Here is a 25,232-nt window from a genome sequence, read left to right on the forward strand (position 1 = left end):
TACGGGTTAAATCGTAGATCCGGCGCTCTAGGACGCTTAATTGAGGTTTTCGACGAGCAGCGCATCCACCCGCTGGAAGCCACGTGGCAGTTTGTTACCACGACGACCACGTTCACCTTTGTAGTGTTCGAGGTCGTCGGCTTTCAGCGACAAGGTACGTTTTCCGGCCTGCAGCACCAAGGTGGCGCCTTCCGGAAGAACGGCGATGTCCGTGACATATTCTTCGCGACTGGCCACACGCTCACCGGAAATACCGATGATCTTGTTGCCTTTGCCCTTCCCTAATTGTGGCAGATCGCTGATCTTGAAGATCAACAGGCGACCCTCGGTCGTCACCGAGGCCAGCCAGTTGTGCTCGCGGTCGGCGACCGGACGCGGCGCAATCACCTTGGCGTTGTTCGGCAGGCTCAACAGGGCCTTGCCGGCCTTGTTCTTGGCTTGCAGGTCTTCGCCTTTCACCACAAAACCGTAGCCGGCGTCGGAGGCGATCACGTACAGCGAGTCCTCTTCAGGCATCAGCACGCATTCGAACGTGGCGCCCGGCGGCGGCGTCAGACGGCCGGTCAACGGCTCGCCCTGGCCCCGTGCCGATGGCAGGGTGTGGGTGGCCAGCGAGTAACTGCGGCCCGTGGAGTCGATGACCACCGCCGACTGGTTCGAACGCCCCGCCGCCGAGGTCTTGAAGCCGTCCCCGGCTTTGTACGACAGGCCGGTGGCGTCGATCTCGTGGCCTTTGGCCGAACGGATCCAGCCTTTTTCCGACAGTACGACGGTGACTTTCTCGTTCGGCAGCAGATCGTGTTCGGTCAGCGCCTTGGCTTCGGCACGCTCGACGATTGGCGACCGACGGTCATCGCCGTAGGTTTCAGCGTCTTTCAACAGCTCGGTGCGAACCAGCTTCTTCAGCTTGGCTTCGCTGCCCAGCAAGGCTTGCAGCTTGGCTTGTTCCTTGAGCAGTTCGTCCTGCTCGTCGCGCAGCTTCATCTCTTCCAGTCGCGCCAACTGACGCAGGCGGGTGTCGAGGATGTAGTCGGCCTGGATCTCGCTGAGGGCAAAACGCTCGATCAGCTTGGCTTTCGGGTGTTCCTCGGTGCGGATGATGTGGATCACTTCATCCAGGTTGAGGTAGGCGATCAGCAAACCGTCCAACAGGTGCAGGCGACGCTCGACCTTGTCGAGGCGGAATTGCAAGCGGCGACGCACGGTCAGCACGCGGAATTCCAGCCACTCCACCAGCAGCGCACGGAGGTTTTTCAGCTGCGGCTTGCCGTCCAGACCGATGATGTTGACGTTGACCCGATAGGTCGACTCCAGCTCGGTGCTGGCGAACAGGTGCTGCATCAGCGCTTCGTGATCGACGCGGCTGTTGACCGGAATGATCACGATGCGGCACGGGTTCTCGTGGTCGGATTCGTCGCGAAGATCGGCGATCTGCGGCGCTTTCGACGGTTTGGCCTGCATCAGCGCAGCGATCTGTTCCAGCACCTTGGCCCCGGAGACCTGATGCGGCAGCGCGGTGACGATGATGTCACCGTCCTCGACGTGGTACACGGCGCGCATGCGCACCGAGCCCTTGCCGGTTTCGTACATTTTCAACAGGTCGGCGCGTGGGGTGATGATTTCCGCTTCGGTCGGGTAGTCCGGGCCCTTAATGTGCTCGCAGAGCTGTTCGACCGTGGCTTTCGGCTCATCGAGCAGGCGCACGCACGCGGTCGCGACTTCGCGCAGGTTGTGCGGCGGTACGTCGGTGGCCATACCCACGGCGATGCCGGTGGTGCCGTTGAGCAGGATATTCGGCAAACGTGCCGGCAACACCAGCGGTTCCTGCAGGGTGCCGTCGAAGTTCGGGCCCCAGTCTGCGGTGCCCTGGCCCAGTTCGCTGAGCAGCACTTCGGAATAACGCGACAGCCGCGCTTCGGTGTAACGCATGGCGGCGAAGGATTTCGGATCGTCCGGCGCACCCCAGTTACCCTGGCCGTCCACCAGCGTGTAGCGATAGCTGAACGGCTGGGCCATCAGCACCATCGCTTCATAGCACGCCGAGTCGCCGTGCGGGTGGAACTTGCCGAGCACGTCGCCGACGGTACGCGCCGACTTCTTGTGCTTGGAATCGGCATCCAGCCCCAGCTCGCTCATGGCATAGACGATACGCCGCTGTACTGGTTTCAGACCGTCGCCGATATGCGGCAGGGCACGGTCCATGATCACGTACATGGAGTAGTTGAGGTAGGCATTTTCGGTGAAGTCAGCCAGCGACCGGCGTTCTACGCCATCTAAGCTGTCTGCAAGGTTATCGCTCATGCGGGCCTCATCGGTTCGTTGTCTGGCGCAGCAGCATGGTGCCGCCGCGCTGAGTAAATTCAAGTTTGTTCAGGGCGCTCATGCCGAGCAGCACCTGATCGCCATGCAGCCCCGGCGCCACCAGTGCGCGGACGTCCCGCAGCACGATGTCGCCCAGTTGCAGGCGGTCGATACGGGTGCGATAGCCCTGGCTCAGGCCATTGGCCGTGCTCAGGGTCACACCGAAACCTTCTTCCAGCCGAAGGTTTTCCGCCACCTCGGCCGGGATTGCCACGTCGGTCGCGCCGGTGTCGAGCATGAACTCCACCGGCCGACCGTTGATCAGGCCGCTGGCGACAAAATGTCCCTGGGCGTTGCCGATCAATTTCACTTCGATAAAGCCGTTGCCCTGCAGCGAAGCCACTTCCGCATTGGGATTACGCTGGCGTTCTTCCCACTGGCCGAAAAACCGCGTGGCCAGAAACAGCGCCGCGCACCACGCCAGAATCATCAGCACCCGACCGGCGCGTTTGCCCGGCGGTTGCTGGCTCATGGCTTGGCGCTCCAGCCACCCTCGGGCGCGGCGAAACGCCAGATGATCGGGCGAACCTCGCCATCGGCGCGCGGGCCGAAATTGTTGTCGACGCCGATCCAGGCGCCTTGAGCATCGACCACCAGCGCCTCTTCCAGGCCGAAGTTCTGTGAATAACGCCGATTGGCCTGCAACAGCTCGGCCGCATACGACCAGCAGAGCTCGACCTTGGCCGTCTGCGCATCGCGACGACAGATCTGGTACGCGTTGCGCTCAAGGGTAAACAGCTTCCCGTTGAACAGGGAGATATCGGAAAAATCCCGATTGACCGGACGGGCTTTCGGGAACTGCGGCGGTTGCATTTCCATGCCGCCTTCACTGAGCAGCACGCAGCGACCGTCACAATCCCACACCGTCTGCTGGCGTTTGATCAGCAACAAACCGCGACTTTGCCGCTCGGCAGCCAGCCACATCTGATCGCCCGCCGGACTGATCGCCAGACCTTCAAATATCGCGTTGAACTGCAGCAACATGCCACTGGCCCGCGCCTCGCGCACCATCATCGGCGAGATTTTCAGCCACGACGACGGCCCCTGCGGCGGTACTTGCAGCACGGCCGCGTGGGCTTCGCTGACGATGTAGCGGTTACCGGCGCTATCACAGCTGATGCCTTCGAAATCCAGATCGCCGCCACGAATGAACGACGCCGCCCAGGTGCGCGAACTGATGCCCCACGGCAAGCCGCTGTCCGGCACTTTCGGCGGATCGATGCGCACGGCCGTGGCCTGCCAGACCCGGTCGCGGATATCGAGACGGTAGATCTGATCATCGTCGCGGTCCGAAACCGTCCACAGGTCATTACCGCACAAGGCCAGCCCCGACAGATTGCCGCCGCGCATGCCTTCGACCGGGTGTTCGGCGAGCACGCGCAATTCTTGCACAGGCTCTGCCGACACCGTCATCGAACCCAGCAGCAACGCACCCGCCAAGATCCAGCCAAACCGCATCAGGCCAGAACCTCGGCGAGGTTGCCCTTGGATTCGAGCCAGGTCTTGCGGTCGCCGGCGCGTTTCTTCGCCAGCAGCATGTCCATCATTTCCGAGGTCTGGGCGAAGTCGTCCCCGAGGGTCAACTGCACCAGACGCCGGGTGTTCGGGTCCATGGTGGTTTCGCGCAGTTGCGGCGGGTTCATTTCACCCAGGCCTTTGAATCGGGTGACCTGTGGCTTGCCGCGTTTCTTCTCGGCCACCAGACGGTCGAGGATCCCGTCGCGCTCGGCTTCGTCGAGGGCGTAGTAAATCTCTTTGCCCAGATCGATGCGGTACAGCGGCGGCATCGCCACGTAGACGTGACCGGCATCCACCAGCGGGCGGAAATGCTGGACGAACAGGGCGCAGAGTAAGGTCGCGATGTGCAGACCGTCGGAGTCGGCGTCGGCGAGGATGCAGATCTTGCCGTAGCGCAGCTGGCTCATGTCCTCGGCGCCCGGATCGACACCGATGGCTACGGCGATGTTGTGCACTTCCTGGCTGGCCAGCACTTCGCTGCCGTCGACTTCCCAAGTGTTGAGGATCTTGCCGCGCAACGGCAGGATCGCCTGGAATTCCTTGTCCCGCGCCTGCTTGGCAGAACCGCCGGCGGAATCACCTTCCACCAGGAACAGCTCGGAACGCATCGGATCCTGCCCGGCGCAATCGGCCAGTTTGCCCGGCAACGCCGGCCCCTGGGTGATGCGCTTGCGCTCGACTTTCTTGCTGGCCTTCAGGCGACGGCCGGCGTTGCTGATTGCCAGTTCGGCCAGCGCCAGACCGGTTTCCGGGTTGGCATTGAGCCACAGGCTGAACGCGTCCTTGACCACACCGGAAACGAAAGCCGCTGCTTCACGAGACGACAGACGCTCCTTGGTCTGGCCGGAGAATTGCGGCTCCTGCATCTTCATCGACAGGACGAAAGCAATGCGCTCCCAAACGTCTTCCGGCGCCAGCTTCACGCCACGCGGCAGCAGACTGCGGAATTCGCAGAACTCGCGCATCGCATCAAGCAGGCCCTGACGCAGACCGTTGACGTGGGTGCCGCCCTGCTCCGTCGGGATCAGGTTGACGTAGCTTTCAGTGACCGAGGTGCCACCTTCCGGCAGCCACAGCAAGGCCCACTCGACCGCTTCCTTGGTACCGGCCAGGTTGCCGCAGAACGGCGCGTCCGGCAGGCGCTCGAATTCGCTGACCGCGTCCACCAGGTAGGAACGCAGGCCATCTTCGTAATGCCACTCGACCTTCTCGCCAGTGCCTTTGTCTTCGAAACTGATCAGCAGCCCCGGGCACAGAACGGCCTTGGCCTTGAGCACGTGCTTGAGGCGGCTGATGGAGAATTTCGGCGAATCGAAGTATTTCGGATCCGGCGCGAAGTACACGCTGGTCCCGGTATTGCGCTTGCCGACAGTGCCGATCACTTGCAGATCGGTGGCCTTGAAGCCGTCGGCGAAGGTCATTTCATATTCGTTGCCGTCACGCTTGACCCGCACCCGTACCTGGGTCGACAAGGCGTTGACCACGGAAATACCCACCCCGTGCAGACCGCCGGAGAACTGGTAGTTCTTGTTGGAAAACTTGCCGCCCGCATGGAGCTTGGTGAGGATCAGTTCGACGCCCGAAACGCCCTCTTCCGGGTGGATGTCGACCGGCATACCGCGACCGTCGTCGCAGACTTCCAGCGAATGATCGGCATGGAGGATGACCTGGATCGATTTGGCGTGGCCGGCCAAGGCTTCGTCGACACTGTTGTCGATGACTTCCTGGGCAAGGTGGTTCGGCCGACTGGTGTCGGTGTACATGCCGGGGCGCTTGCGCACCGGGTCGAGGCCCGAGAGGACTTCGATGGCGTCGGCGTTATAGGAGCTAGCGCTGGGAGTGGCCATAGGGTCTCGTCGTCAGTGATTCAATGAAAATGGGGCAAGACTTCACAGTGCGGTGAAATCGATTGCCTGATAGGTATCGGCACCAATCCCGGCAAAGCTGAGCAATGCCGGCAATTGTGTAACAAATCCCTGGAAACTGTGGTCGCCGCCGGCCTGAATGCGCAAGGCGCAGGCCCGGTAATACTGCTGGGCAAGGCGATAATCCAGCGTTTCATCCCCGGTCTGCAACCATACCTGATAACGCTGCGGATCCTGCGGCGCCGGCACTTCCAGCTCGGCCAGGGCCGTCACGTGGTCGTGGGTCAGCTCCCAGGTTTCGTCGGTGTACAGGTTTTTCTGGGTGCCCAGGTATCCGTCGAACATCCGGTGCGGACTGACGGCCGGGTTGACCAGCAAGGCTTTCAAGCCATGGCGCTCGGCCAGGTGAGTCGCATAGTAGCCGCCGAGCGAGCTTCCCACCAGCAATGGCCGGCCGAGTTCGGCGATTGCCTGTTCCAGCTGACCGATGGCTTCGCGCGGGTGGTGATGCAGCGCCGGCACACGCAGTTGATCGCTCAAACCCAGCCGCTCCATCACCTCGACCAGTTGACAGGCCTTCTTCGAGGCCGGCGCGCTGTTGAAACCATGGATATAGAGAATCGAACCGGACATTTGAGCTCCCTGGGCGTCGGCTGAAGAAAGCGGAGTTTACAGGGAGTCGAGGGGTGTTGGGCCAGCACCCGAGGAAATCAGCGCTGCGCCCTTTGATCAGTAACCGTCGGAGCCGTAATCAACGGTGAACCGGAAATCGGTGACACGCTCCACGCCCGTCTCAATCCGACCATCTGGCAACAAGCGCAACCAGCGATACCCCGGTGCCTGCTCGCCGACCTTGAACTCTTCACTGCCCGGCTCGAACTGGATGCAGGTCGACGGCGATGCCATCAGCCGTACGCCGTTGCGCTCGCGGTCGATCTCCTGATGGACATGCCCCCACAGCACGGCACGGGCCTGCGGGAAACGATCGAGCACCTCGAAAAAGGCTTCCGGATTGCGCAAGCCGATCGGCGCCATCCAGGCGCAACCGATCGACACCGGATGATGGTGGAAGCACACCAGATGATGGCGATCCGGCGCTTCGCTCAGGGCGCGGGCGAGCAATTGCAGCTGGTCGTCCTGCAAATACCCCGGCACCGATCCGGGCACGGCCGAATCGAGCAGGGTCACGCGCCAGTTGCCGACGTCCACCACGGACTCCAGCAGCGCACTCTTCACAGTCGCCTGAGCCATGATCTGTGGCTCGTCGTGGTTGCCGGGAATCCAGCGGGCCGGCGCGTCGATCTGCGCCGTCATCTGCCGGAATTGCTGGTAGGACTCCAGCGTACCGTCCTGGGACAGGTCGCCGCTGGCAACGATCAGGTCGATCCGCGGTTGCTGTTCGAGCACCAGTTCGATGACTTTTTGCAGGCTCTCGCGGGTGTTCATGCCAAGCAACGTTCCGTCCGCCTCGGCGAACAGATGACTGTCAGAGAGCTGCACCAGCAACGCCGTGTCGGCGGTGGTCAAAGTCGATACGCTCGGCAAGGCGTTCTCCCCCGGGATCGCGGGACTGGATAGGTGCGGCAATTATGCGGGGGGACAGCGCAAAGAGAAACCGGCGAACCGGACGCAGTTCACAACTTGCGGTGGTTATCGGACCGCCGCGTATTCGTGTCCGCACGCCAGGCAATGACTCAGCCACTCGCCCAGGAACAGATTGAGCTGGGCCTTCTCGTCCGGCTGATGCATGGCCGCATTCGGGTAAGGATAGACGCCGCGAAAACGTCGCGCATGCTCGGCGCTGATCACTTCGGCCATGCGCGCGTCGTGATAGACCTGCACTTCCAGTTGCGGCACCGGCAGCCACGGCAGGCTGTGTTCCTGACGCACCTGCAGGGTCGTGGTGTACGGACAGGCCTGCAGCACTTCCAGAGTCAGCACGCCGAGCATCTGGTCGCCCTGGGTCACGGCGATGCGCCGCGCTTCGGGGTCGCTGCGCATGTCCGGCAACAGTCGCATCAGGCGCGCGTAGTTCGCCTCGCAGGCGGCTTGCAGGCCCACGAGGTCGACGCGGTAGCGATCGCGCAGCTTGTTTACGACCATAGCCCCCTCACTTCGGCGCGATTGAGCGCCAGCCACTGCAAGGCGATGATGCTCGCCGCATTGGCAATCCGTCCGTCACGTACGGCCTGCAAGGCATCTTCAAAGGCCCAGACCGTGACGCGAATATCTTCAGCTTCTTCCTCCAGCCCATGCAGGCCGCCCGCGCCTTCGGTGCTGCAACGCCCCAGATACAAATGTACGAACTCGTTGCTGCCACCCGGCGATGGAAAGTATTTGGTCATCGGCCACAGGGCCTTGATGTCCAGCCCAGCTTCCTCCTGTGCCTCGCGGTGAGCAACTTCTTCCGGCTGTTCGTCCTTGTCGATCAGACCGGCGACCAGCTCCACCAGCCACGGGTTATCGGCCTTGCCCATCGCGCCGACGCGAAACTGCTCGATCAGCACCACTTCATCGCGCTGCGGATCGTAGGGCAGCATGCACACCGCATCGTGGCGCACGAACACTTCACGATTGATTTCGCGGCTCATGCCACCGGCGAACAGTTCGTGGCGCAAGTGCAGACGGTCGAGCTTGTAGAAGCCCTTGTAGCACTGCTCGCGTCGCACGATATCGACGGCGGTCGGAATGGCTTTGGCAAAATCGGTCATGAGCATCCTCTTTACTGCAAATCCAATACGAGGCGCCTTACCTGCGACCTCGACTTCGCGCCATCCTAACGCGCCGGTGACGTTTGATGCAGCCCCTTTACTGTCAGCGGGATGGACGGTGGAGGCGAAACCCACTCTAATTAGCTTAGTGGCGAACTGACCGCTTCGTTGAGAGTCGAAGCGGTAACTTTTTGCCTTCCCCTGCTTCAGAAAGGACGCCCATGTCGCTTTTCAAAATCGCCTCCGTGGCCGCCATCGCCCTGACCCTGGGCGCCTGCGCCAGCCTGTTCCAGCCCAACTACCGCACGCCGCTGGAAACCACCCGCGACGCCTCGGAAACGCTGAAACCGGGCTGTTCCAACCCGGACTGCCCGCTGGTGAACATCGATACGTTGCGCTTCCCGGCAGAACCGGCGCTGGACGGCATCATCGAAAAACGCCTGCTGCAGATGACCCGCACCGCACCGAACGCCCCCGTAGCGCCGACGCTGGCAGCGTATCGCGAGCAGTTCCTGGCCAACGCCGGCCCGCGCAACAGCAGCTATTTGCAGGCGAAAGTACGCGAGCAGCATGACGGTCTGGTGATCATCGAAACGTCGAGCTACCTGGACACCGGCGGCGCCCACGGTACGCCGGGCCGCGGTTTCATCAACTATTCGCGTCAGCAGCACAAGGTACTGACCCTGGCGGATATGTTGCTGCCAGGTCAGGAAGAGGCATTCTGGAAAGCCGCGCAAGTGGCGCACAACAGCTGGCTGATCAGCACCAAGCTCGATCAGGAACCGGAGTTCGTGAAGAGCTGGCCATTCGTTAAAACCCCGAACGTGGCGCTGACCTACGGCGGCGTGATCCTCAAGTACGACGTGACCACCATCGCGCCTTATGCGCTGGGCCACGTCGAACTGAAGATCCCTTACCCGCGCCTGAACGGCATTCTCAAGCCCGAGCTGTTTCCCGGCCGTAACTGAAAGCCCGACCGAGCACCAGTTGCAGCAGCCCTGCCAGCACCAGCGCCGGCAGGGTCGCGCCGACATCCGGATACAGATTGGCCAGCAAGTGATAGGTGCTGATGCCACCCAGCCAGGCCAATAGTGCCGGCCAGCGCAACGCGGCCGACGCCACCTGGGCACTGCGCTTGCGCAGGATGAAGTGATCCACCAGCACCACGCCGAACAGCGGCGCGAACACCGAACCGATCAGCAGCAGGAAGTTCTGGTACTGCGCCAATGGCGCGAGCAAGGCGATCAGGGTGCAGATCACACCGATGGCCAACGCCAGATGCTCGACTTTCAGACGCAACAGAATCCCGCTGGAAACCGCTGCCGAGTGAATGTCGGCGAAAGCGTTTTCCGACTCGTCCAGCAGAATCAGCAGCAGCGGAATCCCGAGGCCTGCACCGGCCAGCGCCAACAGCAGCGCGTTGACTTCACCGCTCGGCGCGAAGGCCAGGGTGTAGGCGACGCCGAGGCTCATCAGCCAGAAGTTGCCGATGAAGAAACCGATCGCCGTACCGCCGAACACGTTCTTCGCCTTCTTGCCGAAACGCGAGTAGTCGGCAATCAGTGGCAGCCACGACAGCGGCATCGCAATCGCAATGTCGAAGCCCACGGCGAGCGACATCGAGCCATCCCCGGCCTGTGCCCACAAGGCGGCAAGATCGGCCTTGGCGAACAGGTTCCAGGTCAGCCAGATGCACGCGGCCAGAATCAGCCAGATGCCCCATTTGCGCAGGATCTTGCGCACGAACGTCAACGGCCCGCTGATCGCGAGCAAGGTCGCCAATGCACCGAAGCACAGCGTCCACAGCATCGGACTGGCCCACAGCGAGCCTTCGCTGAACGCACGGGTGCCGAGCAGGCTGGCCGCATCGCGCATGACGATGATTTCGAACGAGCCCCATCCGATCAATTGCAGCAGGTTGAGCAACGCCGGCAGGCTCGCGCCTTTGCTGCCGAGGCTGAGTTTCAGCGCAGCCATCGACGACAGGCCGGTGTCGCTGCCGATCACGCCGACGGCAGCCAGCAACAGGACACCGACCAGGGTGCCGAGGAAGATCGCCAGCAGCGATCCCGACAGGCCCAGCCCCGGCGCCAGCAGCGCACCGGTCTGCAAGACCATCAGGCCGATGCCGAGGGAAAACCATAGGGAAAACAGATCGCGACCGCCGAACACACGCTGATTGGCGGGCACGGCGAGGTCGGGGGAATAAGTACCGGGTTGAATGCTCAAGGACGTTTCTCACAGAGAAGCAGAAAAAAGCTGCAAGCTGCAAGCTACAAGTCAGAAGCGATATGCGGACTGCTTCTCCTCTTGTAGCTTGTAGCTTGCCGCTCGTGGCTAGACTTTCTTGTACAGCTGACTGCCTTCCTTCTTGAACCGCTCGGCCTGTTCCGCCAGGCCCTGGGCGACGTCCACGTCGACCGCGTCGATCCGCTGGTTGGCCGCGTATTCGCGGACTTCCTGAGTGATCTTCATCGAGCAGAATTTCGGCCCGCACATCGAACAGAAATGCGCGACCTTCGCCGAGTCCTTCGGCAGGGTTTCATCGTGATACGAACGGGCGGTGTCCGGGTCCAGACCGAGGTTGAACTGGTCTTCCCAGCGGAATTCGAAACGCGCCTTGCTCAAGGCGTTGTCGCGGATCTGCGCGCCCGGATGTCCCTTGGCCAGGTCCGCGGCGTGAGCGGCGATCTTGTAGGTGATGATCCCGGTCTTCACGTCATCCTTGTTCGGCAGACCCAGGTGCTCCTTCGGCGTCACGTAGCAGAGCATCGCGCAACCGAACCAGCCGATCATCGCCGCACCGATACCCGAGGTGATGTGGTCGTAACCCGGTGCGATGTCGGTGGTCAGCGGGCCAAGGGTGTAGAACGGCGCCTCGTCGCAGCATTCCAGCTGCTTGTCCATGTTCTCTTTGATCAACTGCATCGGCACGTGGCCCGGGCCTTCGATCATGCATTGCACGTCGTGCTTCCAGGCGATCTTGGTCAGCTCGCCGAGGGTTTCCAGTTCGCCGAATTGCGCTTCGTCGTTGGCGTCGGCAATCGAGCCCGGACGCAGGCCGTCGCCCAGCGAGAAGCTGACGTCGTAGGCCTTCATGATTTCGCAGATTTCGTCGAAGTGGGTGTAGAGGAAGTTCTCTTTGTGGTGCGCCAGGCACCACTTGGCCATGATCGAACCGCCACGGGACACGATGCCGGTGACGCGTTTGGCGGTCAGCGGCACGTAGCGCAGCAGCACGCCGGCGTGGATGGTGAAGTAGTCGACGCCCTGCTCGGCCTGCTCGATCAGCGTGTCGCGGAATAGCTCCCAGGTCAGGTCTTCGGCGACGCCGTTGACCTTTTCCAGCGCCTGATAAATCGGCACGGTGCCGATCGGAACCGGCGAGTTGCGGATGATCCACTCGCGGGTTTCGTGGATGTGCTTGCCGGTGGACAAGTCCATCACCGTATCCGAACCCCAGCGAATGCCCCAGGTCAGTTTCGCCACTTCTTCTTCGATGGACGAACCCAGCGCGCTGTTGCCGATGTTGCCGTTGATCTTCACCAGGAAGTTACGGCCGATGATCATCGGTTCCAGTTCGACGTGGTTGATGTTGGCCGGAATGATCGCGCGACCACGGGCGATTTCTTCGCGAACGAATTCAGGGGTGATTTCTTTCGGAATGCTCGCGCCGAAGCTGTGGCCGGCGTGCTGCTGCTTCAACAGACCGGCAGCGCGGGCCTCTTGCAACTTCATGTTTTCGCGGATGGCAACGTATTCCATCTCGGCGGTGATGATGCCTTTGCGGGCGTAGTGCATCTGGCTGACGTTGGCCCCGGCCTTGGCGCGGCGCGGGTTGTTGACGTGGGCGAAGCGCAGCTTGGTCAGCTCCGGATCGGCCAGACGCTCCTGGCCGAAGTTCGAGCTCAGGCCTGGCAGGCGCTCGGTGTCGCCACGGTCGTCGATCCACGCCGAACGCACGTCGCCCAGACCTTTGCGCACGTCGATCACCACATTCGGATCGGTGTACGGGCCGGAGGTGTCGTAGACGGTGACCGGCGCGTTGATTTCGCCGCCGAAGTCGGTCGGGGTCACATCGAGGGTGATTTCGCGCATCGGCACGCGGATGTCCGGGCGGGAGCCCTGAACGTAGACTTTTTGCGAACGGGTGAACGGTTGAACCGACTGCTCGTCGACCTTGGCCGAGTCACTCAGGTTGATCGCGTTTTTAGATTTTGTAGTCATCACGGGCTCTCCAGACAGCATCCAGGCAGTGGATTGTCGGAGCAGAACCTGAAAGGCACGGACGCACCAGGACTGGTGCTGTGCATCGTCGTCGAGCGTTCGATTGTCGAACAATATCCCGGACGAAGCACAAGAGGACTCGCCGGGTGACGAGAAATCTTGTTCCCTACGCAGGCGCTAACCTGATCAGGTTCAACGGGATCCGAAATTATTCGATCTCAGCCTCATAGCAAGGCACCCCGACAAGAACCCGGCCAGTCTAGACACAACCGGCAAAGAACGCCAACACCGCGGTAAACACCATGATGAATGGCGCAATTGGCAGATTGTTGCCTGCCGCCTGCGCTACTACACTCGCTACGCCATGCTGCGCCTTGACGCTGCATGGGCCGCGCCTTACCTTTGGCGCCCGGATTACTTCCATAATATTCATGCTAGGGATCGCCTCATGCTGCGCAAACTCTCACTGGCTGTCGCCGTGTCTTGTGCGTCCACCGCAACGGCCTGGGCAGCAGAAGCGCCTTTATCGACCAGGACCGATCTGGTCAGCGTCTATCAGGAAGCCGTCGACAACAACGCCGACCTGGCCGCTGCCCGCGCCCAGTACGGTGCGCAGAAAGAAGTGGTGCCCCAGGCCCGCGCCGGGCTACTGCCGAACCTGTCCGGCGGCGCTGAAGTCGCCAACGTGCGCACTTCGATCGACCAGCCCTCGGCCATCGCCAATCGCAGCGCGCACTCCTATCAGGCGACGCTGGCGCAACCGCTGTTCCGCGCCGACCGCTGGTTCCAGTACCAGGCCGCCAAGGACGTCAACGAGCAGGCCGCGCTGCAACTTTCGGCCACCGAGCAGAACCTGATCCTGCAAACCGCCGAAAGCTACTTCAACGTGCTGCGCAGCCAGGACAACCTGGCCTCGACCAAGGCCGAGGAAGCCGCGTTCAAGCGCCAGCTCGACCAGTCCAACGAGCGCTTCGATGTGGGTCTGTCGGACAAGACCGACGTGCTGCAATCGCAAGCCAGTTATGACACAGCACGGGCCAACCGGATCGTCGCCCAGCGTCAGGTCGATGATGCGTTCGAAGCGCTGATCACCCTGACCAACCGCCAGTACAACTCGATCCAGGGCATCGTCCACACGTTGCCGATCCTGCCGCCGGCGCCGAACGACGCCAAGGCCTGGGTCGATACCGCCGCAAAACAGAACCTCAATCTGCTGGCCAGCAACTATGCGGTCAGCTCCGCCGAACAGACTTTGAAACAGCGCAAGGCCGGCCACCTGCCGACCCTCGACGCTGTGGCGAAGTACGAGAAAGGCGACAACGATTCGTTTGGCTTCAGCAACCCGAATGCTTTCGGCACGCCGTATGGCGGCAACGTCGAACAACGCACCCTGGCGTTGCAGGTGAACATTCCGATCTACAGCGGCGGCCTCACCAGCTCCCAGGTGCGCCAGTCTTACGCGCAACTGGATCAGACCGAACAGCAACGTGAAGGCCTGCGCCGGCAGATCGTCGAGAACACCCGCAACCTGCACCGCGCGGTGAACACCGACGTCGAGCAGGTGCAGGCGCGCCGGCAGTCGATCATCTCCAACCAGAGTGCGGTGGAAGCCACGGAAATCGGTTACCAGGTGGGGACGCGCAACATCGTCGACGTGCTCGACGCCCAGCGTCAGCTCTACACTTCGGTACGCAACTACAACAACACTCGCTACGACTACATCCTCGACAATCTGCGGCTGAAGCAGGCGGCGGGGACGTTGAACCCGGGTGATTTGCAGGATCTGACGCGTTATCTGAAAGCCGACTACAACCCGGACAAGGACTTCCTGCCGCCGGATCTGGCCAAGGCTGCGGAAGCGCAGCTCAAGGCCCGGCCTTAAACAAAAAACGCAGCCCTGAGGCTGCGTTTTTTATGGACGGTCGATCAACCTTCCCAGGCCATCGAGCAAGCGTTGCAACGCGCCCTGATTGCGGCGCATCACGCTCAGCCCGGCTTCCGCCATGCGCTGTGCGTCGCGCGGCAACTCGAACAGACGCTGCACTTCTGTCGCCAGACCTTCGGCATCATCCACTTCGGCCAAGGCTCCGGCGCTGCGCAGTTGCGCGGCGATGTCAAGGAAGTTGAACAGGTGCGGGCCGCTGATCACCGGTTTCGCCAGCGCTGCCGGTTCCAGCAGATTGTGGCCGCCGTTGGGCACCAGGCTGCCGCCGACAAACGCGCTATCGGCCAGGGCGTAGAGAAACAGCAATTCGCCCATGGTGTCGCCGAGCAGCACCGACGTTGCAGCATCGACGCTCGCGCCGGTCGAACGACGCACCGTGGCAAAGCCTTCACGCTGGCACAACTCGAACACCGAGTTGAAACGCTCGGGGTGACGCGGCACCAGAATCAGCAGCGCATCGGGATGGTTGGCCAGCAAACGACGGTGAGCGTTCAGCACCACCTCGTCTTCGCCTTCATGGGTGCTGGCGGCGATCCATACCGGTCGCTCCAGCGCCTGCCATTGGCCGCGCAGTTGAGCAGCGCGTTGCAGCAGTTGCGGGTCGATGGTCAGGTCGAACTTGATCGAACCGGTGACTTCGACCGTCTCCGGGCGCGCACCGAGATCGCGGAAGCGCTGGGCTTCGGCCTCGGTCTGCACGGCGAACAGGCTCATCTCGGCGAGCATCGGCGCGGTCAGTTTGCTGAATCGGCCATAGCCTTTGGCCGAACGTTCGGACAGGCGCCCGTTGGCCAGCGCCACCGGAATCCTGCGTTTGGCGCATTGGTGAATGTGGTTGGGCCACAGTTCGGTTTCCATGATCACCGCCAGTTTCGGCTGCACGCGATCCAGAAAACGCGCCGCCGCGCAGGGCAAGTCATACGGCAAATAGCAGTGCTGGATGCGCGGCTCGTTGGCGAACAACGCGTGAATGCGCTCCGAGCCGGTCGGGGTCATGCAAGTCACGGTGATCGGCAGCTGTGGATAACGTTGCAGCAGTGCACGGATCATCGGCGCGGCGGCGATGCTCTCGCCCACCGACACGGCGTGAACCCAGATGCCGCCCGGTTGCAGGCTCGGCATGCCGTAGGAGAATCGTTCGCCAATCCGCTTGGCATACGCCGGCGCCTTGCGCGAGCGCAGCCACAGCCGAATCGCCACCAATGGCAGCCCCAGATAAAACAGCGCGGTGTAGAGAGTTCTATTCATGGCGGCGGAGTTTATCGGCTTTTGCCGCCGATCGCCCGCAGGTGTATGGCAAATCGCTCCGCCAGCCAACGGGCGGCTGGCCCGAGGGGTTCGTCGCGGCGCCAGACCAGCTCCACCACCAGCGCCGGCGGCGTCCATTCGCTGTCGAGTTCCACCATCAGGCCCTGATACGCCGAGTACTGCACCACGTGACGCGGCAGCCAGGCCCAACCGAGATCGCGCACCAGCCATTCGGCCATCACGTAGAAACTGTCGGCACGCCAGACCTGCGGACTGGCCGGTTCGCTGCCGGGATAGACGCTGGTCTGAGTCGACATCAGCAATTGCCGATGCTGAGCCAGTTGCTGGCAGTTGACCCGTGACTGCGCCGCCAGCGGATGATTGACCCCGCAGACGGTGACCATTTCCACACTGCCCAGCACCCGGCGCTCCAGCGCTTCGGGGATTTCGTCGTGATAGAACAGCAATCCGAGATCGGCACGGCGCTCCACCAGTTTGCGCGAAACCTCGCCTTGGGCGGCGCTGGTCAGTTGCACCTCAAGACTGGGAAACTGCTCGGCCAGCGCGCCGAAGCTTTCCACCAGCGCCTGATAAGGCATCGCTTCGTCCTGGGCTACCCGCAGTTGCGCTTCCTGCCCGCGCATCATGGCCACGGCCCGACCGTTCAGGCGCTCGCACTGACGCAACACTTCACGCGCCTCTTCAAGCAAGGCTTCACCCGTTTCGGTAAGACTCGGCTGGCGACCACTGCTACGCTCGAACAGACTGACACCGAGATCGTCCTCGAGCATGGCAATCGCGCTGCTGATCGCCGACTGCGCCTTGCGTTGCTGACGCGCCACGGCGGAAAACGAACGCTGTTCGGCCACCGCGACGAACACCCGCAACTGCTCCAGATTCCACTGCATGCTCATCGGCCAACCCATCTTGCAAACAGATAGGTAATGACTTTACCCCATCTGGGGAGTCACTAGAATGCCGCCTCAGAAAGCAACGCTACACACGAGGATTTGAACATGAACGCTTACGTCTACCTGGCCATCGCCATCTGTGCCGAAGTGATCGCAACCGTTTCGATGAAAGCCGTCAAAGGCTTCAGCACGCCATTGCCACTGGTGCTGGTCATCGTCGGCTACGCCATCGCGTTCTGGATGCTGACCCTGGTGGTGCGCAGCGTGCCGGTGGGCGTGGCCTACGCGGTGTGGGCCGGCATGGGCATCGTGATGGTCAGCGTCGCGGCGCTGTTCATCTACGGGCAAAAGCTGGATATCCCGGCGATGCTCGGGATGGCGCTGATCGTGCTCGGCGTGGTGGTGATTCAGCTGTTCTCGAAAACGGCCGGCCATTGATCCTGACCTGAGCCCTTGCAGGCAATTGCGCCGGCAAGGGCTGCCCTCCCTCCATTGATCATCGACAAATCCCCTTTTCCCCGAGTCTGTATACTGCGCCCTCGTCTTGAACACTGAGGTCGTTGCATGCCATCTCCAATTTCCACCGACGTGCTGATTGTCGGCGCGGGTGTCGCCGGTCTCTGGCTGAACGCGCGCCTGCGTCGCCAGGGTTTCTCGACCGTGCTGGTGGAAAGCGCCAGCCTCGGCGGCGGGCAGAGTGTGAAGTCCCAGGGCATCATTCACGGCGGCGCCAAGTACGCGCTGCACGGTGCACTGACCGGCGCCTCGGAAGCCATCGCCGACATGCCGCGCCGCTGGCGTGAAGCCCTGGCCGGCAACGGTGAACTGGACCTGACCGGCGTGCGCCTGCTGTCCGAAGCCCATTACCTGTGGTCGCCGGGCACCCTCGCTGGCAATCTGACCAGTTTCTTCGCCAGCAAAGCGGTGCGTGGCCGGGTCGATCAGGTCAAGGGCGATCAACTGCCGGCGGCCCTGCAAGACAAGCGTTTCAAGGGCAAGGTCTACCGCCTCGCCGAACTGGTGATCGACGTGCCGAGCCTGATCCAGCGTCTGGCCGACCTGTCGGGTGACGGTCTGCTCGCCGGCCAGACCATCGAGCCGCTGCTGGAAAGCGGCGTGCTGGTTGGCCTGAAAGTCGACGGCCGTGAGATCCGTGCCCAGCGCATCGTCCTCAGCGCCGGTGCCGGTACCGCCGACCTGCTGACTGCTTTGGGCCTGACTCATCCGGCCATGCAACGCCGGCCGCTGCACATGATCATCGCGAAAGGCCCGGGCCTGAAGCCGCTGTACGCGCACTGCCTCGGTGGCGGCACCAAGCCGCGCATCACCGTGACCACCCACCCGGCCGCTGACGGCCAGTGGGTCTGGTATCTGGGCGGCGACATTGCCGAGTCCGAAGGCGTGGCCCGTGAGCCGGCCGAACAGATCGCCACCGCTAAAAAAGAACTTGGCCAGTTGTTGCCATGGATCGACCTGAGCACCGTGCAATGGGCGACCCTGCGCGTCGATCGCGCCGAACCGCTGCAAACCGGTCTTACCCGTCCAGACAACGCCTTCCTCGCTGAAGAAGGTCGCCTGCTGGTCGGCTGGCCAACCAAACTGGCCCTGGCGCCAGACTTCGCTGACCGCGTGATCGCGTCCCTCGAACGCGACGGCATCCAGCCAAGCCACCCGGCTCCGCTGCCCGAGCTGCCAAAACCACCGATGGGTGTTCCCGCCTGGGAGCAACTGCTGCCATGAGCCTGCCGACCCTGCACGATCTGCATCGCCCACTGGGCAGCACCGGCCTGCTGGTTTCGCCACTGGGCCTGGGCACCGTCAAACTCGGCCGCGACCAGGGCGTGAAATACCCCAACGGCTTCCAGATTCCCGACGACGACGCCGCGCGCATGTTGCTCAAGCAGGCGCGGGAGCTGGGCATCAACCTGATCGACACCGCACCGGCCTATGGCCGCAGCGAGGAACGTCTCGGCCCGTTGCTGCGCGGTCAGCGTCAGGACTGGGTGATCGTCAGCAAGGTCGGCGAAGAATTTGTCGACGGCCAGTCGACCCACGACTTCAGCGCCGCTCACACTCGGATGTCGGTGGAGCGCACCCTGCAACGTCTTGAAACCGATTTTATCGACCTGGTGCTGGTGCACTCCGACGGTAACGATCTGGCGATCCTCAACGACAGCGAAGTCTACGCAACCCTCGCGGCACTCAAGGCCGAGGGCAAGATTCGCGGCTTCGGCTTTTCCGGCAAAACCGTCGACGGTGGCCTCAAAGCACTGGAGCAAGGCGACTGTGCGATGGTCACCTACAATTTGAACGAACAAAACGAGAAGGCGGTCATTGACTATGCTGCTGCCCACGGCAAAGCCATTCTGGTGAAAAAGGCACTGGCCAGCGGTCATGTGTGCCTGAGTCCCGGCGTGGATCCGGTGCGAGCCAGCTTCGAGTTGCTGTTCGCCCAGCCCGGCGTGGCCAGTGCCATTGTCGGGACAATCAATCCGCTGCACCTCGCCCATAACGTTGCGACCGTTGCCCAGGTCCTTCGTGGTCACTGACGCCGCCTCGCGGCCTTAAGCAGGAGCCGACATGCCGCGTACGCTCATCAGAAAGAACCCGAGCAACTTCAAGACGCTGCCGCTGTTCGTCGAAGCCACGTCGGAAGGCCTGACCTACCAGAGCGTCGGCATGCCGCTGAATTTCGCCCAGACCCTGCAGCGACGCAAACCGGTCAACGTGGCTGACGCCGAGCGGTTTGCGCTGGAGCTGGCCAACCTCGGCGTCTCGGTGCGCCTGACGCTGCACTGGCAGAATCGCGATTACTGGGTGCTGGTGCGCCAGCGTCGGCAGGATCGCGGCGATGTGGTGCTCAAGCTGATTTCCGGTTACGTGCCGGCCCATGAGCTGAACATTCCGCTGCACACAGCGATCCAGGAGATCGCCGAAGAATGCCTGCTGGAAACCCCGGAAGGCTGGCTCGGCGGGCGCTTCAATGACACCTGGCTGCCGGCGCCGTATGCCTCGGCGCTGCATTATCGCGAGGCTCTGCCCTTTCGCCTGACGCCGCTGTCCGGTTCGGCACGGCCGGTGCGCTGCGCCAATCTGCAATTGCTTGAACGGCCGCGGGCCTACGTGCATTTGCCGACCGCGTCCCTGCAATTGATCTACGACCTGCGGCTGGACGTGCCCAAGGAAGCCAAGAACCTCAGCCTGTTCCATGTCGATGAACGGCTGGAAGGCGATCAACTGGTCGCCCGACTCGACCGCAAGCGCCCCGATCTGTACTTGATGCCGTTGCAGGACGGCGAACCGCTGCCCGAGCTGTACACGCTGAAGAAAGGTCAGTTGTACCCGGCGGGCACTCGCGGTCTGTACCTGGCGGAAAGTTTCGCCCGGCAGGACGGCTGGCTGGTGCGCGACGAGCGTATTCGCTGGAAGGACTGGCTGCGCCAGCAGGGTCTGACCCCACCGCCCAAGGACACCGGGCTGGCGCGCTTGCGCGGCAAGGCCAAGCAACTGCTGAAGAAGATCGTGCCACGCAAGAAAGTGAACTCCTGAACGGCAAAAGACCGCGCCTGCGAGTGACTCCGGAGAGTCATCACAGGCGCGGTCTTTATGTTTGCATCACTCGGATTTGCGGATTTTTTCCACAATCGCCGTGGTCGAGCTGTTTTCCACCAGCCCCAGCACTTTAACGGTGCCGCCGTAGGCTTTGACGATATCCGCGCCGACAACCTGGTCGATGCCGTAATCGCCGCCCTTCACCAGCACGTCCGGCTTGACCTCGCGCAGCAGGTTTTCCGGGGTGCCCTCAGCGAAGCTGATCACCCAGTCCACCGCGCCGAGACCGGCGAGAACCGCCATGCGCCGGTCAACGCTGTTGATCGGACGGCCCGGCCCTTTCAGGCGGCTGACCGAAGCATCGTCGTTGATCGCGACGATCAGGCGATCGCCCTGGGCCCGCGCCTGCTCGAGGTAGGTCACGTGGCCGGCGTGCAGGATGTCGAAGCAGCCGTTGGTGAACACGATTTTCTCGTTGTGCGCACGGGCATCGGCGACTGCCAGCAGCAGTTGCTCCAGACCCAGCACGCCACGCTCGGAACCTTCTTCACGCTGAATGGCGCGACGCAGTTCCGGGGCGCTGATCGCCGCGGTACCCAACTTGCCGACCACGATGCCCGCCGCCAGATTGGCCAGCGCCACCGCGTGCGGCAGTTCTTCGCCAGCGGCAATTGCGGCCGCCAGGGTGGAAATCACTGTGTCGCCGGCACCGGTCACGTCGAACACTTCACGGGCCCGAGCCGGCAGGTGCAGCGCCGGATGATCCGGACGCAACAGGGTCATGCCGTGTTCGCCACGGGTCACCAGCAGCGCGCCGAGATCCAGGTCGTGCATCAGCGTTGCGCCTTTGGTCACCAGCTCGTGCTCATCGGCGCAACCGCCGACGATGGCTTCGAACTCGCTGAGGTTCGGGGTGATCAGGCTCGCGCCACGGTAAATCGAGAAATCTTTGCCCTTCGGGTCGGCCAGCACCGGAATGCCTTTGGCACGGGCGGCCTGGATCAGCGCCTGATGGTTTTTCAGGGCGCCCTTGCCGTAGTCGGACAGCACCAGCACCTTGATGCCTTCGAGCAGATCGTCGACCTGCGCGCCGAGGGCCAGTGCGTCGGTGGCGAACGGTTCTTCGAAGTCGATACGCAGCAATTGCTGGTGCCGGCTCATGACCCGTAGCTTGACGATGGTCGGCTGATGCGCGATGCGCTGGAACAAGGCTCGCACGCCCGCACCCTTGAGGCTGTTGCTCAGGCTGTCGGCGGCTTCGTCGTCACCGGTCACACCGACCAGCGACGCCGGCGCACCCAGCGCGGCAATGTTCAAGGCAACGTTAGCGGCACCGCCCGGGCGGTCTTCGATTTGCTCGACTTTAACGACAGGAACCGGCGCCTCAGGGGAAATCCGTGAGGTACCACCATGCCAGTAACGGTCGAGCATGACATCGCCGACCACCAAGACAGGGGCTTGATCGAATCGCGGCATGGACAACTTCATGGAGCAACCCACATACAAAATGAACAGGGGCGCGATATTAACACAGGGTTGGCGAAGGCTTGTGCGGCGGCTGCAACAGGATGAAACAGCTGGCTTTTTTGCTCATTTTTTAAGCAGAAAAGCCGCCAGCAGCTCGCAGGCTTCTCTCGGCTCGACCGTTTCCGTATCGATCCGGCATTCCGCCGCCGAGGGTTCTTCGTAAGGGCTGTCGATACCCGTGAACTGCTTGATCCGGCCCTCTCGCACGGCCTGGTACAGACCTTTCGGGTCCCGGCGCTCACACACCTTCAGCGACGTGCTCACATGCACTTCGATAAAGTCGCCCTCGGCAAACAGTTGCCGCGCAGCGTCCCGCTCGGCCCGAAACGGCGAGATCGCCGCGACGATGACGATCAGGCCGGCGTCAACCATCAGCCGGGCCACTTCAGCCATGCGCCGGATATTTTCCCGACGACTCGCATCGTCCATTCCCAGGTCCCGGCACAAACCGTTGCGCACGTTATCGCCGTCGAGCAAAAACGTGTGCAGGCCGAATTCATGCAAATGCACTTCCAGGGTGTTGGCCAACGTCGATTTGCCGGCACCGGACAATCCGGTCAGCCACAGGCAGCGAGGATGCTGGGCCTTGAGCGCGGCTCTGTCCCGAGCAGACAGCGTGAAGCTGTATGGGCGAATGGCCGATGCGGTCGCCAGACCGGGCAACACTTCATTCATAACCGAGCAACTCATAGTCACGTTGATAGACCCGACGTACCAGACGCCGGGTTCGCAAGGTACAGAACTCTCGCGCCTTGGTCGGCTGGCGCAGCACGGAAACGTTGACGTGTGGCAGCTGACACACCATCCCCAACTGCTCGCAGACAATCTGAAAATCCCGCTCCAGGTGCTCCTGATAGCCGATGAAATCCATGGCCAGATGGCCCAGCGAGTCGGTCAAAAAATCGCTCTGTGCGGCAAAATGCAGTTGTCGCGAGATCGTCTCCGTATGCAGCCAGCGGGCAATGAAATCGTCGAAGTCCCGGTACTGCCGAACCAGTTGCTGCGCGGCATGATCACGCCCGCTCAACGTATTGCCGTGGAGAAACGCATAAGCCGAATACGCCCGCTCCAGAGGATCTCGTACGAAAGCAAACTTGTACGCAGCGGCATACTGCTCGGGAAACTGCTGCTCGTACCAGTACAGCGGCAGGTGACCCGGAGTCCTGCCGTTGAACATCGCCGTACAGATACTGCTGCCGGCGCATTTGGGCACGTGGATAAACAGACAGGAACGCTGCGCGAACGATGGGGGGTAGTGCCGATTCGCAGACATCGACTTGTTCACGACCTGACGGTCCACGACTGACAGTCGATCCAGCAGAAATTGCCGCTGTGCCTTGGGCAACAGCTTCCAGAGATAACGTTGCAGCATCGCAGTACCCACGCGAAAGGGATGGCCCTCTCGATTGAAGTCAAAGTTCGTTCGAGAACCTTAACAAGCGTGTTACCGGGATTTATTCAAGTTTGGTCAAGAAGCGTAAAGAAACGGATACATATCTCGGAAGCGCATTGCACGCCCCGAAGGGCGACAGGATGGGGCAGTCCCATCCTGTCGTCGGGATCAGGCGATGTCTTCAGCCGGAGCATCCAGGCCCATCGCATGCAGACGCGAGTAGTAGCCGTTCTGCGCCAGCAACTGTGCGTGGGTGCCACGTTCGACAATCTGGCCCTGATCCATCACCAGAATCAGATCGGCCTTCTCGATCGTCGAGAGGCGATGAGCGATGACCAGCGTGGTGCGGCCCTTCATGACGTGATCCAGCGCTGCCTGAATGTGCCGCTCGGATTCGGTATCCAGTGCCGATGTCGCCTCATCGAGAATCAGCAGCGGTGCATTCTTCAACAACGCCCGTGCTATCGCCAGGCGCTGACGCTGACCGCCGGACAGCAACACGCCATTTTCCCCGACCTGGGTGTCCAGGCCTTCGGGCATTTGCGAGATGAAGTCCATTGCGTAGGCGTCGGTAGCGGCCTTTTCGATATCGGCCCGGGGAGCACCGGCCAAGTCGCCGTAGGCGATGTTGTTGGCAATCGTGTCGTTGAACAGGGTCACATGCTGGGTGACCTGTGCAACGTGGCGACGCAGGTTGCGCAATCGGTAATCTTCGATCTCGACGTCATCGAGCAGAATCTCCCCGATATCGTGATGATAGAAACGCGGAATCAGGCTGGCGAGAGTCGACTTGCCGCTACCGGAGCGACCCACCAGTGCGATCATCTGGCCTGGCGCCGCACTGAAGTTGATGTTCTTCAGCACTTCGCGCTCGGTGCCCGGGTAAGTGAAACTGAGGTTGCGTACCTGCAGATGGCCGCTGACCCGGTCACGCTCCACCGTACCGTTATCCACTTCAGGTTCTACGTCCAGTTGCTCGAAAATGCTTTCGGCACCGGCAACCCCTTTCTGGATGGTCGAACTGACCTCCGACAACTGCCGGATCGGCTTGGGCAGCAGACCCGCGGCCGTGATGTACGCCACCAGATCACCGGCCGTGGCATCGCCACGCAGGAACAGCACCAGGAACATCAGCACGGCCATGGCGCTGTAGATCACCAGCTGCAGCATGGGCGTGTAGACCGCTCCGGTCTTGGTCATGCGCAATTGCTTGTCGGTGTTGCTCTGGCTGGCGGCGGCAAAGCGGCGCTCTTCATAGCTCTCGCCACCAAAACTGCGCACCACGCGATAGCCCTGGATGGTTTCGGAAGCCACGTGAGTCACGTCGCCCATGGCCACCTGGATCTTCTTGCTCTGCTTGCGGAATTTCTTGCTGGTACTCCCCACCATTAAGGCAATCAACGGAAGGATCGCCAGCATGACGAGGGTCAGCTTCCAGTTCATCCAGAGCAGATAGGCGAACAGAAACACCACCGTCAGGCCTTCACGGATAACCACCTTGATGGCATCGGTGGCGGCACCGGTCACCATGGTCACGTTGAACGTGATGCGCGAAATCAGATGCCCTGAATTATGGGTGTCGAAATAACGATTGGGCAGCACCAGCAGTTTGTTGAACAACTCGATGCGCAGGTCATGCACCAGTCCCAGCGATACTTTCGCCAGATAAAAGTTGCCGAGAAACGACCCCAGCCCCTGCCAGGCAGCGATCAGAATGATCAGCAGCGGCACGGCCATCAACAACTGCAGGTCCTTGAGATAAGGAACATTGGGAAAGAGCACCGCTTCGGGATTGCTCAGGCCATCGACAAAATATTTGAGTATTCCCGCCAGCATTGGCTGGGTGGAGGCAAAAATCACGAAGCCCACGATACTCAGAAGGAAAAGGCCGATATAGGGCTTTACGTACCCCAACAGCCGAAAGTAGATCTTCAGGCTGGAATCCTGTTCCGCTTTGGGCGGTACGTCACTCAT

22 protein-coding genes and 1 riboswitch are annotated in these 25,232 nt (G+C 61.9%); of the genes, 6 read left to right on the forward strand and 16 right to left on the reverse strand.

Annotated features, from left to right (window positions below; all coding sequences use genetic code 11):
* Positions 1 to 36: 36 nt before the first annotated feature.
* The 8 genes from parC to AC07XZ_RS10295 all read right to left on the reverse strand — a co-directional run bounded on the left by parC (position 37) and on the right by AC07XZ_RS10295 (position 8,455).
* Positions 37 to 2,301: a DNA topoisomerase IV subunit A gene (gene parC / locus AC07XZ_RS10260; protein ID WP_102686796.1), complete on the reverse strand. Its 2,265-nt coding sequence runs from the start codon at positions 2,299 to 2,301 to the stop codon at positions 37 to 39.
* Positions 2,302 to 2,308: 7 nt separating this feature from the next.
* Entirely contained in the window at positions 2,309 to 2,833 is a 525-nt protein-coding gene (locus AC07XZ_RS10265; protein ID WP_102686797.1) for a retropepsin-like aspartic protease family protein, read from the reverse strand.
* A complete protein-coding gene (locus tag AC07XZ_RS10270; RefSeq protein ID WP_102686798.1) occupies positions 2,830 to 3,819 on the reverse strand; it encodes an esterase-like activity of phytase family protein in 990 nt (329 codons plus the stop codon). The genes AC07XZ_RS10265 and AC07XZ_RS10270 overlap by 4 nt, the downstream gene beginning before the upstream one ends.
* Positions 3,819 to 5,726, reverse strand: coding sequence for a DNA topoisomerase IV subunit B (parE, locus tag AC07XZ_RS10275; protein ID WP_039766602.1), 1,908 nt, complete (start codon positions 5,724 to 5,726; stop codon positions 3,819 to 3,821). Before parE ends, AC07XZ_RS10270 begins: the two co-directional genes overlap by 1 nt.
* Before the next feature lie 42 nt (positions 5,727 to 5,768).
* A complete protein-coding gene (locus tag AC07XZ_RS10280) occupies positions 5,769 to 6,377 on the reverse strand; it encodes a YqiA/YcfP family alpha/beta fold hydrolase (protein ID WP_064382909.1) in 609 nt (202 codons plus the stop codon).
* A gap of 96 nt (positions 6,378 to 6,473) precedes the next feature.
* Entirely contained in the window at positions 6,474 to 7,289 is an 816-nt protein-coding gene (gene cpdA, locus AC07XZ_RS10285; protein WP_102686799.1) for a 3',5'-cyclic-AMP phosphodiesterase, read from the reverse strand.
* 105 nt (positions 7,290 to 7,394) lie between these two features.
* Positions 7,395 to 7,847, reverse strand: a complete 453-nt coding sequence (locus AC07XZ_RS10290) for a DUF1249 domain-containing protein (RefSeq protein WP_007952222.1) — start codon at positions 7,845 to 7,847, stop codon at positions 7,395 to 7,397.
* Positions 7,838 to 8,455 carry an NUDIX domain-containing protein gene (locus AC07XZ_RS10295; RefSeq protein ID WP_102686800.1) on the reverse strand — a complete coding sequence of 206 codons (618 nt, stop codon included), beginning with the start codon at positions 8,453 to 8,455 and terminating at the stop codon, positions 7,838 to 7,840. Before AC07XZ_RS10295 ends, AC07XZ_RS10290 begins: the two co-directional genes overlap by 10 nt.
* Before the next feature lie 221 nt (positions 8,456 to 8,676).
* Between AC07XZ_RS10295 and AC07XZ_RS10300 the strand changes: the two genes are divergently transcribed.
* Positions 8,677 to 9,423, forward strand: a complete 747-nt coding sequence (locus tag AC07XZ_RS10300) for an RsiV family protein (RefSeq protein ID WP_085701039.1) — start codon at positions 8,677 to 8,679, stop codon at positions 9,421 to 9,423.
* Here AC07XZ_RS10300 and cytX read toward each other — a convergent pair.
* The gene (gene cytX, locus AC07XZ_RS10305) at positions 9,392 to 10,684 is read right to left on the reverse strand and encodes a putative hydroxymethylpyrimidine transporter CytX (RefSeq protein ID WP_102686801.1); all 1,293 of its coding nucleotides are present in this window, start codon (positions 10,682 to 10,684) and stop codon (positions 9,392 to 9,394) included. The genes AC07XZ_RS10300 and cytX overlap by 32 nt on opposite strands.
* 108 nt (positions 10,685 to 10,792) lie before the next feature.
* Entirely contained in the window at positions 10,793 to 12,682 is a 1,890-nt protein-coding gene (gene thiC / locus AC07XZ_RS10310; protein WP_011332157.1) for a phosphomethylpyrimidine synthase ThiC, read from the reverse strand.
* A 146-nt stretch (positions 12,683 to 12,828) separates the two neighbouring features.
* Positions 12,829 to 12,934: riboswitch (TPP riboswitch) on the reverse strand.
* A gap of 196 nt (positions 12,935 to 13,130) precedes the next feature.
* On the opposite strand from thiC, the gene AC07XZ_RS10315 reads away from it, so the two are divergent.
* Positions 13,131 to 14,564: a TolC family outer membrane protein gene (locus tag AC07XZ_RS10315; RefSeq protein ID WP_102686802.1), complete on the forward strand. Its 1,434-nt coding sequence runs from the start codon at positions 13,131 to 13,133 to the stop codon at positions 14,562 to 14,564.
* Positions 14,565 to 14,594: 30 nt separating this feature from the next.
* On the opposite strand, the gene waaA is transcribed toward AC07XZ_RS10315, so the two are convergent.
* Together waaA and AC07XZ_RS10325 are read right to left on the reverse strand one after the other, a co-directional pair.
* Positions 14,595 to 15,875: a lipid IV(A) 3-deoxy-D-manno-octulosonic acid transferase gene (waaA, locus tag AC07XZ_RS10320; RefSeq protein WP_102686803.1), complete on the reverse strand. Its 1,281-nt coding sequence runs from the start codon at positions 15,873 to 15,875 to the stop codon at positions 14,595 to 14,597.
* An 11-nt stretch (positions 15,876 to 15,886) separates the two neighbouring features.
* Positions 15,887 to 16,789 (reverse strand): LysR family transcriptional regulator, encoded by a 903-nt coding sequence (locus AC07XZ_RS10325; protein ID WP_007952236.1) that lies wholly within the window; start codon positions 16,787 to 16,789, stop codon positions 15,887 to 15,889.
* 102 nt (positions 16,790 to 16,891) lie between these two features.
* Here AC07XZ_RS10325 and AC07XZ_RS10330 point away from each other — a divergent pair, with 102 nt between their 5' ends.
* From AC07XZ_RS10330 to AC07XZ_RS10345, 4 genes are all read left to right on the forward strand, one after another.
* A complete protein-coding gene (locus AC07XZ_RS10330) occupies positions 16,892 to 17,224 on the forward strand; it encodes a DMT family transporter (protein ID WP_007952237.1) in 333 nt (110 codons plus the stop codon).
* 126 nt (positions 17,225 to 17,350) lie between these two features.
* Positions 17,351 to 18,526, forward strand: coding sequence for an NAD(P)/FAD-dependent oxidoreductase (locus AC07XZ_RS10335; RefSeq protein ID WP_102686804.1), 1,176 nt, complete (start codon positions 17,351 to 17,353; stop codon positions 18,524 to 18,526).
* The gene (locus AC07XZ_RS10340; protein WP_102686805.1) at positions 18,523 to 19,335 is read left to right on the forward strand and encodes an aldo/keto reductase; all 813 of its coding nucleotides are present in this window, start codon (positions 18,523 to 18,525) and stop codon (positions 19,333 to 19,335) included. The genes AC07XZ_RS10335 and AC07XZ_RS10340 overlap by 4 nt, the downstream gene beginning before the upstream one ends.
* 31 nt (positions 19,336 to 19,366) lie before the next feature.
* The gene (locus AC07XZ_RS10345) at positions 19,367 to 20,335 is read left to right on the forward strand and encodes a metal ABC transporter ATPase (RefSeq protein ID WP_102686806.1); all 969 of its coding nucleotides are present in this window, start codon (positions 19,367 to 19,369) and stop codon (positions 20,333 to 20,335) included.
* 66 nt (positions 20,336 to 20,401) lie between these two features.
* Here the strand turns inward: AC07XZ_RS10345 and hldE are convergent, their stop codons facing one another.
* From hldE to msbA, 4 genes are all read right to left on the reverse strand, one after another.
* Positions 20,402 to 21,826: a bifunctional D-glycero-beta-D-manno-heptose-7-phosphate kinase/D-glycero-beta-D-manno-heptose 1-phosphate adenylyltransferase HldE gene (hldE, locus tag AC07XZ_RS10350; protein WP_007952241.1), complete on the reverse strand. Its 1,425-nt coding sequence runs from the start codon at positions 21,824 to 21,826 to the stop codon at positions 20,402 to 20,404.
* A gap of 102 nt (positions 21,827 to 21,928) precedes the next feature.
* Positions 21,929 to 22,540 carry an adenylyl-sulfate kinase gene (gene cysC, locus AC07XZ_RS10355; RefSeq protein WP_085746477.1) on the reverse strand — a complete coding sequence of 204 codons (612 nt, stop codon included), beginning with the start codon at positions 22,538 to 22,540 and terminating at the stop codon, positions 21,929 to 21,931.
* Positions 22,533 to 23,237 (reverse strand): sulfotransferase family 2 domain-containing protein, encoded by a 705-nt coding sequence (locus AC07XZ_RS10360; protein WP_085746476.1) that lies wholly within the window; start codon positions 23,235 to 23,237, stop codon positions 22,533 to 22,535. Before AC07XZ_RS10360 ends, cysC begins: the two co-directional genes overlap by 8 nt.
* Before the next feature lie 189 nt (positions 23,238 to 23,426).
* Complete coding sequence (gene msbA, locus AC07XZ_RS10365) at positions 23,427 to 25,232, reverse strand: lipid A export permease/ATP-binding protein MsbA (RefSeq protein WP_085746475.1); 1,806 nt, start codon at positions 25,230 to 25,232, stop codon at positions 23,427 to 23,429.

The organism is Pseudomonas sp. GW458-11-26-14-LB4, assembly GCF_059423925.1.